A 15,375-nucleotide genomic window follows, 5' to 3' on the forward strand; every position below is an offset into this window, starting at 1 on the left:
GAGCACATTAAGGCAGGCGGTCCGATGCACTGACATAATCGGGCCACCTCAGAACAACGGGATATCTCGACGTCGAAACAGCGAAAGGTAGCTATTTATCCGCAATTATTTGTCTAGCCGCTATGTCTGCAAGGATGGAAAGAGCCAGTGAGTTTGCCTCTCTTGCTGGCCCAAACATTCCAATCGGTGCCCTGATGCGCTCGAGCTCGGAGTCTTCCACCCCGTCATCTCGCAGTCGTTCCAGACGTTTCTGGTGTGTACGGGCACTCCCTAGAGCACCGATATAAAATGCGCTAGATCTTAAAGCAACGCGGAGGATTGGACGTTCACGCTCGAGATCATGGTGAAGCAAGACAACGGCGGTGAAGTTGTCAAGCAAGCCTTCTAAGTCGCGGCCGGCATCAACAATGGAAACGACATCATAAGAGCATGCTGCTGCAATCCGAGAAAGTGTTTCAGCTTCGATCCCGTTTCCAGACAGGGCGATCCGGCGCGACGGGACGTACTTAACTAGAAAACTTTCTCCGTCCCACCCAGATATGGCCGGCGGATCGGCAACCGTGAGGGTCTGGGAGCCCGGAGAGTAACTGAGTGCTGTCGGAACCCTTTTTGTGAGGCGCTCCAGAGTGCATTGTATCTCGCCCATTCCTCGCAGGAGGTGAATCGCAACTTTGATGCCGCCACCGCACGGTAGTACGATGTCAAAGTAGGGCGAACCTTCGCCAAGCGTTATCATACGGTCCCGACCTTGTGATATAGCCAGCATTGCTTCAAAAGCGACCGCTGCTTCCACACAACCGCCCGATATGTAGCCGCAAAAGCGGCCGTCTGAGGCAACGGCGATCTGGGACCCTAGCGACCGGGCGGAACCACCGCGGATTTCGATAAGCGTTGCTAGAGCAACGTCTCCTTCTCGCAGCCAAGAAGCCGCCAATGAGAGGATTTCGGCTGGATCGTCGGTCATGACTGCTCTAGTCGGTGACGTTAAGGGCAATTCATTCGAAGTCGTGAGCATAATGGTCCCTTACAAAACCAAACAATTTAGGTTCGCGAATCGAGTGTGTGCGACCTGGCGCAGCGTCGAGGAAGTGGCAGCCGCTCCCCTTATCGCTACCGTCTTGCGAGCGAGCGGACGGCGTACTTCTGTTAGCGCCGCAAGTGCTTATCGTGGCAATCTACCGGCGGGAACCGAGAAGCCTGATGAATGACGGGCGCTCTTCTGCATTTATGACTGTTAGTTTCGGTAGTTGCATCCGCGTCAGGCCTGGCAATCGATTGCGCAGTCGGACATGCAGTCTACCACACGCCTATATTCTCGTTCGCTTGATGTCTCGCACGCTCAATGAGGGGACAATACACGTCCCAGCGTCCCGTTGAAACAAAATTAATCACAATAGGAATTGTTAATTCGATAGGACGCGCCGCAGCTTCGTGATGTGGAATTTTCAAGCAGAAAGGTGGGTGATCTACCAAAACGGTGATAACGAGCCACACAAATCGATCTTGACGCATCGATATTCGATGCCAGTCGTAGGTGTAGGTGCGCACTCGCGCTTGTGGCGTCGGTAGCAACCGAGGGAGAATCTAAGTGGCGATTAAGGATCGTCGGAAACTGCGTTAAGCGATTATGGGGGGCAAAATTCGGCGATTTCTGTATTTCTGTGAATTCGGATAGGCTAACTGCGTAAGGGTGTTTTTTCTAGTCCCTGCAAGTTCGCCGTCATAAAGTCGATGAAGGTGCGGACCTTTGCTGAAAGGTATTTTCGGCTTGGGTAGACGGCGTGAAGCGTGCTGCTGAAGCCAAGCGCAAATGGAAGCACCGTCTCCAGCCGGCCGGCGACAATATCCTCGTCCACCATCCATTTCGGCAGGAACACCAGACCCATTCCCCGAAGGGCCGCGAGGTACAGGACGGTCTCGTTGTCGCTCAGCATCACATTGCGGAACGTGACGTTCTGCCGGCCTTCGGGCCCTTCCAGCGACATGCTCTCGCCCAGGTTGACGCCGCTGTAGCGAAGCATCGCGTGGCCATTGAGTTCGGCGATACTTCGCGGCCGTCCCGTTCGCTTCAGGTAATCAGGCGAGGCCAGCAGGATGAACTCGACATCGGCCAGCGGGCGGGCGACGAGGCCGGGATCCAGCCGATCGCGCGTGGTTGCCCGCAAGGCTAGGTCGAAGCCTTCGTCCACCAGATTGACGATCCGGCCGCTTAGATCCACGTCCAGGCAGACGTCGGGATAACGCCGTTTATATTCTGCCAGCATATCGGCAAAGTAGGCGCTTGCCGTCCATACCGGCGCGCTCAGCTTGAGTGTGCCCCGGGGCGCCACCATGACATTGCCGATGGCCGCCTCCACCTCGTCCAACCCTTCGAGCATCTGCCTGGTCTGATTGAAGTAGAGCCGTCCAGTTTCCGTCAGGCTGACACGGCGGCTAGTTCGGTTGAGCAGGCGCGTCCCCAGCCGGCTTTCGAGCTGTATCACATGTTTGCTCGCCATAGCCGGCGAGATGCCGAGGCGAGTGGCGGAAGAAGTAAAGCTTTTCAGTTCCGCAACGGTGCAGAACACCCGCAGGCTCGTCAACGTATCCATCGATCATCAACATCCAGGAAATAGTTCTTCAATAAATGTCACATTGATCAACGACTGAGAAAAAATCAAACTCTTCCTCAACAGGCGTCGTCGGAGGCTCGCTTTTCCAACGGCGCCACGAGCCGCGGCATTCACGGTATGTTGTGAAGGATAATCCGGTGACCGATTCTCGACTCCCGACTTATTTCATCAGCCATGGCGGCGGTCCCTGGCCATACATGACAGGCGAGTTCCGCCGTATGTTCGACGTGCTGGAGAAGTCGCTAATCGACATGCGCGCCGAACTCGGCGACAAGCCGAAGGCGATCCTGGTAGTTTCGGGCCACTGGGAGCAAAAGGGCTTTGCCATTCCTCGGGCGTGGAGCCCGGCATGGTCTACGACTACCACGGCTTTCCGGAGCACCTCTATCACATCACCTACAAAGCCCCGGGCTCGCCGGACCTCGCCAATCGCGTACAGCGGTTGCTGCGCGCAAGGGCTATCGAAGCGGCGCTTGATCCGACGCGCGGCTACGATCACGGCACCTTCAGCATCATGAAGCCACTCTATCCGGACGAGGATGTTCCGGTGGTCCAGCTTTCGCTGGATGCGGGCTACGATCCGGCACTGCACATCAATGTCGGCCGGGCGCTCGCTCCCCTTCGTGATGAAGGCGTCCTGATTATCGGTAGCGGTCTCAGCTATCACAACCTGTCGGCCATGCGCGGCACCTGGGGATACGAACCGTCCCGCCGTTTCGACGCCTGGCTCCAGGAGACGCTGGTCAATTCGCCATCCGACAAGCGCACCGAGCGGCTGATCGAATGGGAGTTGGCGCCCGCTGCCCGCGCGGCTCATCCGCGCGAGGACCACCTCATCCCGCTGATGGTGGTGGTCGGCGCCGCCGAGGACGAACCGGGCGCCACCACCTATCACCAGAAAGACTTCGGAGGCGGGCTCACCGCATCGAGCTTCCGCTTCGGACACGCCCCCTCAGCCCCGCAATCAAATGGAGACGCGCAATGACCAGCGAAACCTTCAAACCGGTCATCTACCTCAAGGAAAACTGCCCCTTCTGCCTCAAGGTCCGCCTGTTCCTTCTGGAAACGGGACTGGCCTCGGAAGTCGAAAGCCGCAATTTCGTGCCCGGCACGGAGCAGGAGGAAACGATCCGGGCGGAGCTTCAATCGCATCTCGACAAGGTGAGCTTTCCCGCCGCCCAGCTTGAGCCCGGCCGCTACATCGCAGAATCCGACGACATCATTGAATTTTTTGCCGCCAAGACGGGCCGCGATCCGGCCGGCATGACGGTCTACCGGAACTACGTCGATGGCGTGTTCGCAATTTCGATGAGGCTCTGGAAGGAAAACATGGAGCTCAAGAAGGCGGCTTCCGCCGCCTAATCGCTGACAAAAACTTCTTTGGAGAACCTCAATGACCAATATCAGCAAATGGGCGCCTTACGCCCTCACGGCCCTGCGCATCATGGCGGCCCTTCTGTTCCTCGAGCACGCAACGATGAAGTTGCTTCAGTTTCCGGGTCCTGTACAGGGCGTATCCTATCCGCTTCCGACCATCATGATCATCGCCGGTGTCATCGAGGTGATCACCTCGATCCTGATGATCGTCGGCTATCAGACCCGCATCGCGGCATTCATTGCTTCGGGCACAATGGCCATCGCCTACTTCATGGTCCACACGCCCTATGGCTTCTGGCCGTCCCTGAATATGGGCGAGCCGGCGATCCTGTACTGTTTTATCTTCCTCTTCATCGCCGCGAATGGCGGTGGCGCGTGGACGCTCGACAGCGCTCGTCGTTCCGCCATGGCCTGAGACGGCCGCCATCCGGAAACGCAGGGGCTTGGCTGCCGTCGGGCGGCGGGTCCCTCGCGCACACGAAACGATAGATGGAGCCACAAATGAAAGCCGCACTTCTCAAATCCTACGGTGATGTCGATCAGTTCGAAATCGGGGATATTCCGACACCGGCCCCCGGACCCGGCGAAGTCCTGATCAAGATCGAGGCATCCGCCGTCAATCCGTTCGACCTTATTCTCCGCCAGGGCTACATGGCCCAATTCATTCCGCTTCAACTGCCGGCAGTGCTCGGCGGCGACGCCGCCGGCACCATCGCCGAACTTGGCGAAGGCGTGACCGGCTTCGTGGTCGGAGAGCGGGTTGTCGCCGACTTCGCGGCAAACGGCAAAGGGGCGCATGCAGAATTCGGAGTGGTTCCGGCCACATCCGTGGCGAAACTGCCGGCAGGCCTGAGTTTCGAGCAGGGTGCCTCGTTGGTGAAGGCAGGCCTTACCGGCCGGCAGACCGTCGAGGCGATCGACGTTAAGGCTGGAGACCGGGTCCTCGTTTCAGGCGGCCTTGGCACGGTCGGACGTTCCGCCATCCAATATCTCCAGGAGATCGGCGCAATGCCGGTTGCCGGCGTCAGGCCAGAACGGCTGCACGAAGGTCAGGAACTGGCTGGCGAGGTGCTCGATATCACGGTTCCCACCGCACGCCCGAGCTTCGACTATGCGATCAGCACCGCTGGCCCGGTGGCCGACCACCTCATCGGCAATGTTCGCGACGGCGGCAAGGTTGCGAGCATCGTTCCAGTACCCGAAGGCGCCAATGCCGGCAACAGGGTTACGATCTTTGAAATTTACCACCGCACCGACGCGGCCATGCTCGACACAGTGCTGGTCGCCGCCGTCAGCGGATCGCTGGTGATCCCGATTTCCAAGACCCTGACCTTGGATCAGATCGGTGCGGCCCATAACGCGGTGGCGGCAGGGGCTCGCGGAAAAGTCGTTCTCAGACACTGAGAAAGACCGACGCGGCTCCGCCTTGAATGCTCCCTCGATCCGCCAATTCTGGGCGGGTCGTTGGCGGGGGTGCCAGATCAACCTCTCGAAATGGGCCAGCCAGCCTATGCGGAGTGGCTAAGCACCCGCGTCAGTCCTCGATTGTAGCCTACGCCAATCAACTTAGCTGGCCGGCGCCCGTAACCCCGCAGAGAGGAAGGCGACGAGGTTCTCGAGCATAGCCTCCTTACTGAGCGATGAGACCTTTCCTTCTGTCAGGTCGCCGATACGGCCTAGGTCGTTCAGCATGAACATGTAGGTGCCTACTAGGAACGCCATGCGTACGCTCAAAAGATCACGCGGTATGCCAGGCATCGCGGTTTGGAGAGCGTCAATGTATCGTCGAACAGAGGCGTCATAAACCTCACGGCGTAGGCGGAGAGCGTGCTCCTCTTGCTCGGCATGCAGACGGGCTTGCAGGCGTACAAAAGAAGCGCCGTTCTCGTTGCTGTACTTCATGTCCCACTGGGGCTGCAGATAGGCCTTTACGATTGCCTCGACAGCTGGGCGCTCAGCCTCTTCCAGCAATTTGTCGAGCAGAACATGTCGGGTACCTGACAATATACCCCCGCGCCGCCGGAAAACTTCATCGAAAAGCGATTCCTTGTCTCCAAAATAATAGCGGATAAGCGCTTGATTTACCCCAGCATTCGCCGCTATTTCGCGCGTCTTCGCCCCAGAGTATCCCCGCTCCGCAAAAGCAATCTCGGCGTGGTCCAGGATAGTCTCTTTAAGGTCACCATCATGCGAGGGGCGGCCAGGCCGGCGGCGCTGGTGGGGTTGTTTGCGCATGCACATTCCGTGTTTTTAAAAGCCTGATTCCGTTTCATGGAAACACACATGACCACAGGCTTACGCACTTAATTTAGGCGAGTGTGGAATTATCCGGAATCGTTAATCCCGTCAATGTAGGGCCAAATGTCGAATTTTCGATGCCTATCTTCTTCACCATTCTATTCGTATCCGTCGCGCGTTTAGAGAGGAACCAAATGTATTTACTATTGTGAATAATTTTGGCAAACTGCCACAAAAGACGATCTGCGACAAACGGGACCACACTCCGGAGGTGAAAAAAATGAAAGTCGATTTTACTGTTAATGGCAGCGCGCGTTCGGTCGATGTCGATCCGGCTACGCCACTGCTTTGGGTCGTTCGCGACTACCTCAAGCTTAAGGGCACGAAGTTCGGCTGCGGCGTCGGCGAGTGCGGTGCATGCACCGTTCATCTCAACGGCGAGGCCGTAAGAAGCTGCATAACTACCGTCGAAAGTGTTGCGGGGGGATCGGTGACTTCGATCGAAGGATTGAGCGCTGATCATTCCCATCCGGTTCAACAGGCATGGATCAAGCATGCCGTGCCGCAATGCGGCTATTGCCAGTCCGGCATGATCATGGCCGTATCCGATATTTTGGCCAAGAACCCCTCGCCGACAGACGAGGACATCGATAGGGAGCTCACCAATATCTGTCGGTGTGGCACTTATCCTCGCATCCGCGCGGCCATTCATGCCGCTGCAGCTATGCTGAAAGGAGCAGCTCAATGAGCGTCTCTGTCAATCGTCGCGCATTTCTACTTGGCACGGGAGCACTTGCAGGGGCGGTGCTCTTCCCGATTACCCGCTCAGGCGCGCAGTCAAGTACCGCGCCAGCAACCGAAGGGGTGGAAATACTATCCTGGATCGTCATCAACCCGGACAACACAGTGACCTACACGGTTCCGCAAACCGAAGTAGGGCAAGGCGTAACGACGACAATTCCGCAGATGCTTGCCGAAGAGTTGGATGCAGACTGGGAAAAGATGTCTGTGGCATTTTACGATCCCGCCATTAGCAAGGCTCGCGGCACGCCCTACGTCTGGACCACGACACTTGGAAGTTTGTCCGCACATTATCTCTTTGCACCCTCGCGGCTCGCGGCAGCGCAAGTGCGGGCCATGCTCCTTGAAGCGGCCGCAGAACGCCTTTCGGTCCCGACGGAAGAGCTGACGACTGGTGGGAATCAAGTGCACCATGGCAAGAGCGGCCGCAGCGTAAATTATGCCGACGTTGCCGCAGCAGCGGTTAAGCTGACCCCTCCGTTAGCTGAGAAGGTCGTATACAAATCGGTTGCCGATCGACGCTTCATTGGCAAGCCGATATCCCCCTTAAGTACTGTGCCTGCAACACGCGGAGAGATTGTTTACGGCATTGATATTGATTTGCCAGGTATGCGCTACGCCGCCGTGCAGCAATCCCCTGTCTTTGGCGGTAAGTTGGTGCGGGTCGACGACGAGGCACTGAAGGACTTGCCTGGTAATCCTCAGATCGTCCAAATTAAAGGCGGATTTGTCGGCTACAATTCGCCTGTACCGGATGGAGAGGACCCCGATCTCTGGGCGGCGGCGGTAAATATTGATGATACGGTCGCCGTTGTCGCTGATAGCTGGTGGGAAGCCAAATCCGCGCTGGAGTCATTGGAGATTGAGTGGGATGGCGGATCCCATGCTGGTTTGACGTCAGATAAGTTGAAGACAGCGCTTTCCACGCAGGCAAGTGGTGAGTTGCCTGTCTTGGTTGAGACGGGTGACGTCGGCAAAAGGATCAAAGAAGCTAAGCTATCACTGAAAGCTGAATATGTTTTTCCTTTCATGGATCCCGCGCCCTTAGAGCCGCTTAACTGCACAGTACTAATTGAGAAATCCAAAGCGACCGTGTGGGCCGGGAGCCAATATGCCGACGATGCGCATCGAATTGCGACTGAACTGACGGGCTTGGCGCCGGAGAACGTAAAGTTCAACCTGATGCAGTGCGGCGGCGGTTTTGGCCGACGTGTCCAGAACGACTTCGTTTATCAGGCAGTTCAGATCGGCAAAGCAATGTCAGGAACGCCGGTGAAAGTGCTTTGGAGTCGAGAGGAATGCATCAAGCACAGCACTTATACACCGCTTACAGTCGTGAAATTCGCAGGTGCGCTCGACGAAGATGGAAACATCGACACCTGGTCGTGCCGGATCGCTAGCGCACAGGCGGCGTTACAGTCCTATGGTGGAACGCATTTTCCGTTCTTCTTCCCTAACATGCATATTGCCTACCAACGCGACAAGACTACACCCATTCCGTTCGGATGGATGAGGGGGGTGGGGTTGACGCAGCACTTGTGGATGAACTTCGGCTTTCTCAACGAACTGGCGGTATTGGCACATAAGGACTCCGTTGATTTGTATAGGGCGTTGCTCGACCCATCCCTCATCCCGAAGGACCTTGAGCAGTACGACATCGCAGTCGCACGCTCAAAGACTCTGCGTCGGGTCCTCGATGCGGCTGCCGAGAAAGCTGGCTGGGGTGGGCGCGCAAAGAATGGCTCGGGCCGAGGCATAGCGGTGAGCGACACCGCTTATTACCTTGGCTACGAGTCGTCCTCGAAGGCGGCGGTGGTGGACGTAACGATCAAGGACGCCTCCGTCCGTGTAGATAAGGTCGCGATTACCATCGACGCTGGCACTATCATCAATCCGGATATTGTAAGGCAGCAGCTTGAAGGATGCATCTCGTACGCCTTGACGAACGCCTTCTATAGCGAGATCACCTTGGAGAACGGCCAGGTGCAGCAGAACAATTTTTATGATTACCCGATCCTTCGCATCGCTCAGGTGCCGGAGATCGAAATAAATCTGCTGCCAAGCGAGGGCTCGCCGCAGAGCGTTGGGGAGGATGCCGTTCCAATCACGATTGCCGCCTTGGTTAACGCCATCGCTGACGCTGGCGGACCGAGGATTAGGTCCCTACCGATCAAGGAACTGTCGTTAGTATAGAAACTCGGCGCGCCGACAGTTAAGAGCCGTTGCCCAGCGGCTCTTACAATCATAAGGAAGAACTCTTGAATTTTCACACCATAGTATTTTCTGCAGCGTCTGCACTCCTGCTTCCTACTGTATTGTGGGCTGCAGATCACCAAGTGGAAATGACAAACAAAGCGGCCGACGGAACAGTCATGGCGTTTGAACCAAGGGTTCTACACGTCCAGCCCGGCGACACAGTCACATTTATCCTGAAAGATAAGGGGCACAACAGCGCCTCTATCAAGAATGCCATTCCTGATGGGGCAATGCCATGGAATGGCAAGATCAACAATCAGATTTCAGTTAAGATTGATGTCCCTGGCGTGTACGTCTACCAGTGCACCCCGCACTTTGCGATGGGCATGATCGGCGCGATCGTTGCCGGAGAGCCAGCAAATTTGGAAGAAGTTAAGTCGCTAAAGTTCAATGGTAAGGCAAAGAAAATCGTGGAGCAAATTATTGCCTCGATCGAGGCAGACAAATAAAGTTGCTTTGCAGAATGTGACACGTTAACGCAAGATGAAATAGGGACCTTCTAGAGTGGGGCCCTTATGCCTGGGCTCCGTCAAGCACGGAGCCCAGGCATAAATATTAAGCGGTCGCCTTCATAAAGTGCCGAATTTCCCGGCCGACTCGGATTCCGCTCTCTATCGCACCGTCAATATACTCATGCCATCCGTCCGCAGTGGCAGAGCCAGCAAAGAATAGACGGTTCTCCGGTTTTGCCATGTCCTTGTATCTAGAGAACCAACCTTTCCTCATGGCGGGGTAGCTCGTGCGGGCGTACTCATCCATTGCCCAATTATATGGTAGCGCTTCAAGTACCTCGACGTCGCCGTGGATTTTGCGTATTTCGGCAGCAATCGCGTCAAAATTCTCGAGGTTAATCAACGATTGCCGGCCAATCGTGATCTTGAGGATCGTCCCAAGTTCATCATCATATGCGTAAGTTTGCACAGCGTTGAATGGGTTAGGGTCATCACAGAAAGTGAATGTGTTACCAAGGTTCTGGCGTACATGGACGTAAAGCTCCGCACCGTCAGCCATCTCGGCGTGTTCGATAAATGCGCGCTTTTCGGGTGGTAGTGGTGGTTCGAAACGAACATCTGCGTAAACTTTGGTCGGTAAGGTAAGCACGCATGTGAGCGCGCGAAACACCCTCTTATCCGCAAGAGTCACCGTGACACCGTTGTCCGTCTGCGCGACAGCTTCCACAGGCACACCAAACTCAGAGTCTGCGCGGCAGTCATCGAAAATCGCTTGGCAAAGTGCATTTGTGCCGCCTTGCACGTGGTATCGCTTTTCTGAGTCAGTGAAGGTTATCGTGTCCCAAGAGGCAAGCGCGTGGAACTTAACAAAACTCGGGTAACTAAGTTCAGTGGTTGGGGCGCCGCCATAAAGCGTTAACTCCGCATTCATGGAGGCTAGCTGCAACTCGTTCAACCCAAGGGATTCGAGATGATCACGGGCAGACACGCCGTCAAGATTGGAGACCTCGTGATTGTCCAAAGGCGAATACGGCCGCGGGAACAACTCTCGTGAGCGGCTGCAGAACTTCTCGAACGCGGTGGTATACTCCTCGTCAAAAGTTGCAGGCGGCACATCGATTTTTTGGCCGTCCGCGAATACCATGTAAGCCTTATCCAGGTCCGCTAAGGGAGCTTCTTTAAATCCGAAGCCGTAGCGCTGCATCTCAGCGAAAACGTGCGGTTGGCACCAATGCACGCCGGCACCGCCTATCTCGACGGGACGACCCAGGAAATTTACGACGTGCGTTCTGCCGCCAAGTCTGTGACGGGCTTCGATAATCAGCACCGACCTGCCCTGTGCCGACAGTTCCCGTGCCGCAACTAGACCGGAAAACCCGGCACCTACGACGATTGCATCATATATCTTTTCTGTCATGTGCTTTCTCCTGCGTCGACTTTTATGAGTTAAGCTGCGTTGAGGATTTGTACGCGTGTGAATTCGTGAAAACCCTCCGGCCCGGCTTCCAGTCCAATTCCGGACTCCTTAGCTCCGGGAAAGGGAATATCCGGAGCGAGTGCCTGGTGTTGGTTGATCCAAACATTTCCCGATTCTAATCTCATGGCGAGTGCGCGCGCGCGCGTAAGATTGCTGGTCCAAATCGACGCACCGAGACCAAATGGACTCGCGTTGGCGCGGCTGATGGCGTCGTCATCATCGGTGAAGGAAATCAGCGGCGCCACTGGTCCGAATTGCTCCTCGTCCACCAGCCGCGAGCCGTCCGTAATGTCGCGAACGACCGTCGGCTCAATGAAGTATCCTGGTCTGTTGGCTACCCGTCCGCCAGCGATGATGATGCCATCTTTTTCCGCAATGGTGAGATACTCTTTGACTTTCTCGAACTGCTCGAGGTTCTGGAGAGGGCCAAGGTTGACGTCCTCGTCCAGGCCGCAGCCAAGTTTCAGCTTTTGCACAGCGATTGCGTACTTCGCGGCAAATTCATCATAAATCGAGCCTGCAACATATATGCGCTTGGCCGCGACGCAGACTTGGCCGGCATTAAGAAATGCCGCGGAGACCAACCCGGGGATGACTTGATCAATGTCTACATCGTCCAGGACAATTGCTGCATCGTTCCCACCGAGTTCGAGTGTTACCCGTTTTAGCGTGCCGGCAGCGCTAGCCATCACCTTTTTGCCCGTTGCTGTAGAGCCTGTGAACGAGATCTTTGCAACATCCGGGTGGTCGGTGAGTCTTGCGCCGAGATCGTTTCGATCGGAGATTACGTTGAAGACGCCGGGCGGAAAAATACCTTCGGCAAGTCGCCCCAGCTCTAGCGAGGTTAGCGGCGTCGTCGGCGCAGGTTTCAAAATCACGGTGTTTCCGGTGATCAGGGCGGCACCGAACTTATTGCTGGCGAGAAGCATCGGAAAATTCCACGGCGTAACGCAAGCGATCACACCCAACGGAACGCGGTGCAGTTCATATTTGCCCCGCGTATGGCTGCGTATTTCCGGTGAGGTCTCGTACGTTGCGAAATAGCGGATGCCGCGGATCGTCGCGCCGACCTCATACGTCGCCTCCGCCAGAGGTTTACCTTGCTCACGCGTAAGAAGCCGCGCAAAGTAGTCGACCTCCTGCTCTAGCCTGTCCGCCAGTAGAAGTAAGCAGGCGCGGCGGGTCTCTAACGATGTTGCGGCCCAATCAGGAAAGGCGTTCCTTGCTGATCTCACAGCCTCTTCGAGTTGTGTGGTGCTGGCGTAGGGTGCTGTCGCAAACATTTCGGCAGTGGACGGGTCGATGACCGGCATTTCTCCGGTACCCGGCACTAGACGGCCGTTTATTAGCATGTTGAAGTTTGTCACCTTTCTTTCCTCCTATTGGACTTTTTGGCGGGCTTATAGATGGGCAGGCGTACCGATCAGCTGGAGCAAGCCCGTTTTGACGAGACTGCATCTCGAAAGACTTTGATCTATTGGCAGCCCTTTGCAGGTACGCACCAAAATGGAGCTGAATTAGTCGCCGCTAACTTGGACGACACTGGCGGCTCGTGATCTTGTTTCTAGCGGACTGCGGCCAGAGCATTGACAAAACTGATCGCTGGCGTCCGATGGGCCGGGCGCTCCTCGGGGCTAACGCGCTGCTAGTTCATGGCTCGCGCGACCGTGGCAGGTATGCGACGGCTGTGGTCTCCACACGAATTGCTGGGCTTATAAAACCGACCACCTGCATGCCAACAACCGAGGGGCCTTGTTGCCCATAGAATGCTTGCCGATGGGGAAAGAGCTGTTCAGTATATTCTTTCGCGCCAACATTGTAAAATATTACTTCACTTACGATATCCTGAGGCGTCCCACCAAATTCTCGCAGCACTTCTCCGAGTATCTCATATATACGTTTCATCTGAGAACCGGCGTCCTCGGCAAATAGTTCATTCCCTGCGTTATCGGTGGCTGTCAAACCGCCGATGAATACATAGTCGCCCGCCCTTACGGCAAGGGACATGCTATAACCGTTCTCCATCTCGGGTATTCTGTGGAAAAATTGCGGCTTCATATTTCTGACCTCCTCTTGGCTCTCACGCACAACGCGCGTATTTCACGCTCTTCGCCGACATGAAAGACAGCGCCCCCTCCAAATCTCGGCTCCGAACTGTGCGCCTAACACTTCCTCCAGTGCAAAAAAGGATCACCGTCCATGCAAATGGGCGTTCGGATTGGAGAATAGCCTCTCGGATGCCGCTTAAGCAGCCACTCTCGCGCCGCCACTCCCCAACAAGGTGGGTTCGAACGTAATTATTCAAGGGTATATTAAGTTGAAATGCGTGGCAAGTGTCATCAAGGTACCGCGGCTTTCTGTGGCCCGAGTGGCGACTCCATGCCGCGGCTCTATCACCCGCGGCGAAATCACATATCCAGACAAAAATTAGGTGAAAACAATACGTTACGTGAGAAGAGCGGTAAACTAGAGCTTAAGGCGCAGGCAGTGGGTTTGGTAAGCGTCGAGTCCCTCATGGGCCCAAACCACTTTTGACTTGTAATTCTTTCTTTGAATAATTAATGTGGTGAAACCTACTCGAAACAAGGGGCCTGCAAATGAAGCGCTTTCGTATTGGTCAGATCGTTCCAAGCTCCAACATTACGATGGAAACCGAGATACCCGCGTTGTTGCGAGCCAGAGAGCTCGTATCGCCAGAGCGTTTCACGTTCCACTCGTCTCGCATGCGGATGAAGCATGTAACCGCCGAGGAATTGAAGGCCATGGACAGGGACAGCGACCGGTGTGCGCTCGAACTGTCGGATGCGCGCGTCGACGTGATGGGTTATGCCTGTCTGGTAGCAATCATGGCAATGGGGCATGGCTATCATCGCCAGTCGCAGGAGCGCCTGCACAAGGCAACGGTCGACAACGGCAATCCGGCGCCGGTGGTGACGTCGGCCGGAGCGCTGGTCGAGGGCATCAAGGCGATTGGCGCGAAGAAGATCGCGCTCGTCGCGCCTTACATGAAGCCGCTCACTGAGCTCGTTGTGGACTACATCCGCAACGAAGGCATCGAGGTCAGCGTATGGCGCGCGCTCGAAATTTCCGACAACCTCGCGGTGGCCGCACACGATCCGATGAAGCTGCCCGGCATTGTCCGTTCGATGGACACGAGCGATGTCGATGCCATCGTGCTGTCCGCCTGCGTTCAGATGCCCTCGCTTGCGGCTGTTTCCGAAGCGGAAGCGGTGACTCGTAAACCGGTCTTGACGGCGGCGATCGCCACCACGTGGTCGCTGTTGAAGGCGCTCGACCTCGAGACGCGCATTCCGGGTGGCGGCACGCTGCTTTCCGGTGCCTATTAAGGGGAGGGCGCATTGGCTCGGGGATACAACGTTAATGCAAACGGCATTCGCCAGCACTTGCTCCACTATGAGGGGCCGGGACCGCAGGTGCTGCTCATTCCTGGCATCACGTCGCCGGCCATCACTTGGGGCTTTGTGGCCGAACGGCTGGCCGCAAGGTTCGACGTGCATGTGCTTGACGTGCGTGGGCGTGGCTTGTCACAAGGCGGTGCGCTCGACTTCTCGCTCGATGCCATGGCAGAGGACGCCGTTCGGGTCGCTGAAGCGGCGAGCCTCGACCGACCGATCCTGCTCGGGCATTCGATGGGCGCGCGAACCGGGATACGTGCCGCTCGCATGTGTCCGTCGGGCTTCTCGGGGCTGGTTCTGGTCGATCCACCCGTCAGTGGGCCAGGCCGACGGGGTTATCCGGCATCATGGAGCTGGTACGAGGACTCGATCCTGCTCGCCCAGCGCGGCTGCTCGCCGGAGGAGATGAAACATTTCTGTCCGAGCTGGAGCGAAGAACAGCTCGCCCTTCGTGCCGAGTGGCTGCACACCTGCCAACTGGACGCGATCCGCACCGCCTTCGACGGGTTTCACTCCGATGACATCCACGCCGATCTGCCTGCGCTCCGCCTACCGATGCGCCTGGTGGTAGCAGGCGGTGCAGCGGTTATAGAGCCGGCCGATGTCGAGGAGATCAAGCGCCTCGTACCGGCAGTCGAGGTGCGAACGGTCGAGCGCGCGGGGCACATGATCCCGTGGGACGACCTGGAGGGCTTTCTCGCCGCAGTCATGGACTTTGCAGCATAGTTTTCAAAAAAAGGGATTCT

The 15,375-nt window shown here is 56.5% G+C and carries 14 protein-coding genes and 1 pseudogene; 9 read left to right on the forward strand and 6 right to left on the reverse strand.

Features of this window, described 5'->3' with window-relative positions; translation table 11 throughout:
• Positions 1-91: 91 nt before the first annotated feature.
• Both ACTJKE_RS23440 and ACTJKE_RS23445 read right to left on the reverse strand, forming a co-directional pair.
• Complete coding sequence (locus ACTJKE_RS23440; protein ID WP_243016886.1) at positions 92-964, reverse strand: XdhC family protein; 873 nt, start codon at positions 962-964, stop codon at positions 92-94.
• Positions 965-1,676: 712 nt separating this feature from the next.
• The gene (locus ACTJKE_RS23445; RefSeq protein ID WP_035209847.1) at positions 1,677-2,591 is read right to left on the reverse strand and encodes a LysR family transcriptional regulator; all 915 of its coding nucleotides are present in this window, start codon (positions 2,589-2,591) and stop codon (positions 1,677-1,679) included.
• 158 nt (positions 2,592-2,749) lie between these two features.
• Between ACTJKE_RS23445 and ACTJKE_RS23450 the strand changes: the two are divergent.
• From ACTJKE_RS23450 to ACTJKE_RS23465, 4 genes and pseudogenes are all read left to right on the forward strand, one after another.
• Positions 2,750-3,597 (forward strand): annotated as a pseudogene (locus tag ACTJKE_RS23450) (DODA-type extradiol aromatic ring-opening family dioxygenase).
• Complete coding sequence (locus ACTJKE_RS23455) at positions 3,594-3,974, forward strand: glutathione S-transferase N-terminal domain-containing protein (protein ID WP_024900007.1); 381 nt, start codon at positions 3,594-3,596, stop codon at positions 3,972-3,974. The pseudogene ACTJKE_RS23450 and the gene ACTJKE_RS23455 overlap by 4 nt, the downstream one beginning before the upstream one ends.
• Positions 3,975-4,005: 31 nt before the next feature.
• Positions 4,006-4,404: a DoxX family protein gene (locus ACTJKE_RS23460; protein ID WP_024900006.1), complete on the forward strand. Its 399-nt coding sequence runs from the start codon at positions 4,006-4,008 to the stop codon at positions 4,402-4,404.
• An 86-nt stretch (positions 4,405-4,490) separates the two neighbouring features.
• Entirely contained in the window at positions 4,491-5,393 is a 903-nt protein-coding gene (locus ACTJKE_RS23465) for an NADP-dependent oxidoreductase (RefSeq protein ID WP_064334260.1), read from the forward strand.
• 162 nt (positions 5,394-5,555) lie between these two features.
• Here the strand turns inward: ACTJKE_RS23465 and ACTJKE_RS23470 are convergent, their stop codons facing one another.
• Positions 5,556-6,224: a TetR/AcrR family transcriptional regulator gene (locus tag ACTJKE_RS23470; protein WP_427142556.1), complete on the reverse strand. Its 669-nt coding sequence runs from the start codon at positions 6,222-6,224 to the stop codon at positions 5,556-5,558.
• Positions 6,225-6,507: 283 nt separating this feature from the next.
• Here ACTJKE_RS23470 and ACTJKE_RS23475 point away from each other — a divergent pair, with 283 nt between their 5' ends.
• The 3 genes from ACTJKE_RS23475 to ACTJKE_RS23485 all read left to right on the forward strand — a co-directional run bounded on the left by ACTJKE_RS23475 (position 6,508) and on the right by ACTJKE_RS23485 (position 9,733).
• Positions 6,508-6,975: a (2Fe-2S)-binding protein gene (locus tag ACTJKE_RS23475; protein ID WP_024900002.1), complete on the forward strand. Its 468-nt coding sequence runs from the start codon at positions 6,508-6,510 to the stop codon at positions 6,973-6,975.
• On the forward strand, positions 6,972-9,221 hold the full coding sequence (ndhA, locus tag ACTJKE_RS23480; protein WP_084438676.1) for a nicotine dehydrogenase subunit alpha NdhA: 2,250 nt from the start codon (positions 6,972-6,974) through the stop codon (positions 9,219-9,221). Before ACTJKE_RS23475 ends, ndhA begins: the two co-directional genes overlap by 4 nt.
• A gap of 80 nt (positions 9,222-9,301) precedes the next feature.
• The gene (locus tag ACTJKE_RS23485) at positions 9,302-9,733 is read left to right on the forward strand and encodes a pseudoazurin (RefSeq protein ID WP_427142584.1); all 432 of its coding nucleotides are present in this window, start codon (positions 9,302-9,304) and stop codon (positions 9,731-9,733) included.
• Between the two features lie 106 nt (positions 9,734-9,839).
• Here ACTJKE_RS23485 and ACTJKE_RS23490 read toward each other — a convergent pair whose 3' ends face one another.
• From ACTJKE_RS23490 to ACTJKE_RS23500, 3 genes are all read right to left on the reverse strand, one after another.
• Positions 9,840-11,153 (reverse strand): flavin monoamine oxidase family protein, encoded by a 1,314-nt coding sequence (locus tag ACTJKE_RS23490; protein ID WP_064334256.1) that lies wholly within the window; start codon positions 11,151-11,153, stop codon positions 9,840-9,842.
• Positions 11,154-11,182: 29 nt separating this feature from the next.
• Positions 11,183-12,580, reverse strand: a complete 1,398-nt coding sequence (locus tag ACTJKE_RS23495) for an aldehyde dehydrogenase family protein (RefSeq protein WP_427142555.1) — start codon at positions 12,578-12,580, stop codon at positions 11,183-11,185.
• Between the two features lie 283 nt (positions 12,581-12,863).
• Positions 12,864-13,271 (reverse strand): Rid family hydrolase, encoded by a 408-nt coding sequence (locus tag ACTJKE_RS23500; RefSeq protein WP_024899996.1) that lies wholly within the window; start codon positions 13,269-13,271, stop codon positions 12,864-12,866.
• A 587-nt stretch (positions 13,272-13,858) separates the two neighbouring features.
• On the opposite strand from ACTJKE_RS23500, the gene ACTJKE_RS23505 reads away from it, so the two are divergent.
• Both ACTJKE_RS23505 and ACTJKE_RS23510 read left to right on the forward strand, forming a co-directional pair.
• Positions 13,859-14,560 (forward strand): maleate cis-trans isomerase family protein, encoded by a 702-nt coding sequence (locus tag ACTJKE_RS23505; RefSeq protein WP_145926120.1) that lies wholly within the window; start codon positions 13,859-13,861, stop codon positions 14,558-14,560.
• A 12-nt stretch (positions 14,561-14,572) separates the two neighbouring features.
• The gene (locus ACTJKE_RS23510; RefSeq protein ID WP_035209863.1) at positions 14,573-15,355 is read left to right on the forward strand and encodes an alpha/beta fold hydrolase; all 783 of its coding nucleotides are present in this window, start codon (positions 14,573-14,575) and stop codon (positions 15,353-15,355) included.
• Positions 15,356-15,375 lie beyond the last annotated feature (20 nt).

Origin of the sequence: Ensifer sp. 22521, from assembly GCF_052044795.1 — a bacterium.
In the GTDB taxonomy this organism is placed as follows: domain Bacteria; phylum Pseudomonadota; class Alphaproteobacteria; order Rhizobiales; family Rhizobiaceae; genus Ensifer.

Excerpts from the sequence above, each read along its gene's own strand:
- ACTJKE_RS23440 (WP_243016886.1), bottom strand. The coding sequence starts at position 964 with ATGACCGACGATCCAGCCGAAATCCTCTCATTGGCGGCTTCTTGGCTG.
- ACTJKE_RS23490 (WP_064334256.1), bottom strand. The coding sequence starts at position 11,153 with ATGACAGAAAAGATATATGATGCAATCGTCGTAGGTGCCGGGTTTTCC.
- ACTJKE_RS23505 (WP_145926120.1), top strand. The coding sequence starts at position 13,859 with ATGGAAACCGAGATACCCGCGTTGTTGCGAGCCAGAGAGCTCGTATCG.
- ACTJKE_RS23455 (WP_024900007.1), top strand. The coding sequence starts at position 3,594 with ATGACCAGCGAAACCTTCAAACCGGTCATCTACCTCAAGGAAAACTGC.
- ndhA (WP_084438676.1), top strand. The coding sequence starts at position 6,972 with ATGAGCGTCTCTGTCAATCGTCGCGCATTTCTACTTGGCACGGGAGCA.
- ACTJKE_RS23470 (WP_427142556.1), bottom strand. The coding sequence starts at position 6,224 with ATGCGCAAACAACCCCACCAGCGCCGCCGGCCTGGCCGCCCCTCGCAT.
- ACTJKE_RS23465 (WP_064334260.1), top strand. The coding sequence starts at position 4,491 with ATGAAAGCCGCACTTCTCAAATCCTACGGTGATGTCGATCAGTTCGAA.
- ACTJKE_RS23460 (WP_024900006.1), top strand. The coding sequence starts at position 4,006 with ATGACCAATATCAGCAAATGGGCGCCTTACGCCCTCACGGCCCTGCGC.
- ACTJKE_RS23500 (WP_024899996.1), bottom strand. The coding sequence starts at position 13,271 with ATGAAGCCGCAATTTTTCCACAGAATACCCGAGATGGAGAACGGTTAT.
- ACTJKE_RS23445 (WP_035209847.1), bottom strand. The coding sequence starts at position 2,591 with ATGGATACGTTGACGAGCCTGCGGGTGTTCTGCACCGTTGCGGAACTG.
- ACTJKE_RS23475 (WP_024900002.1), top strand. The coding sequence starts at position 6,508 with ATGAAAGTCGATTTTACTGTTAATGGCAGCGCGCGTTCGGTCGATGTC.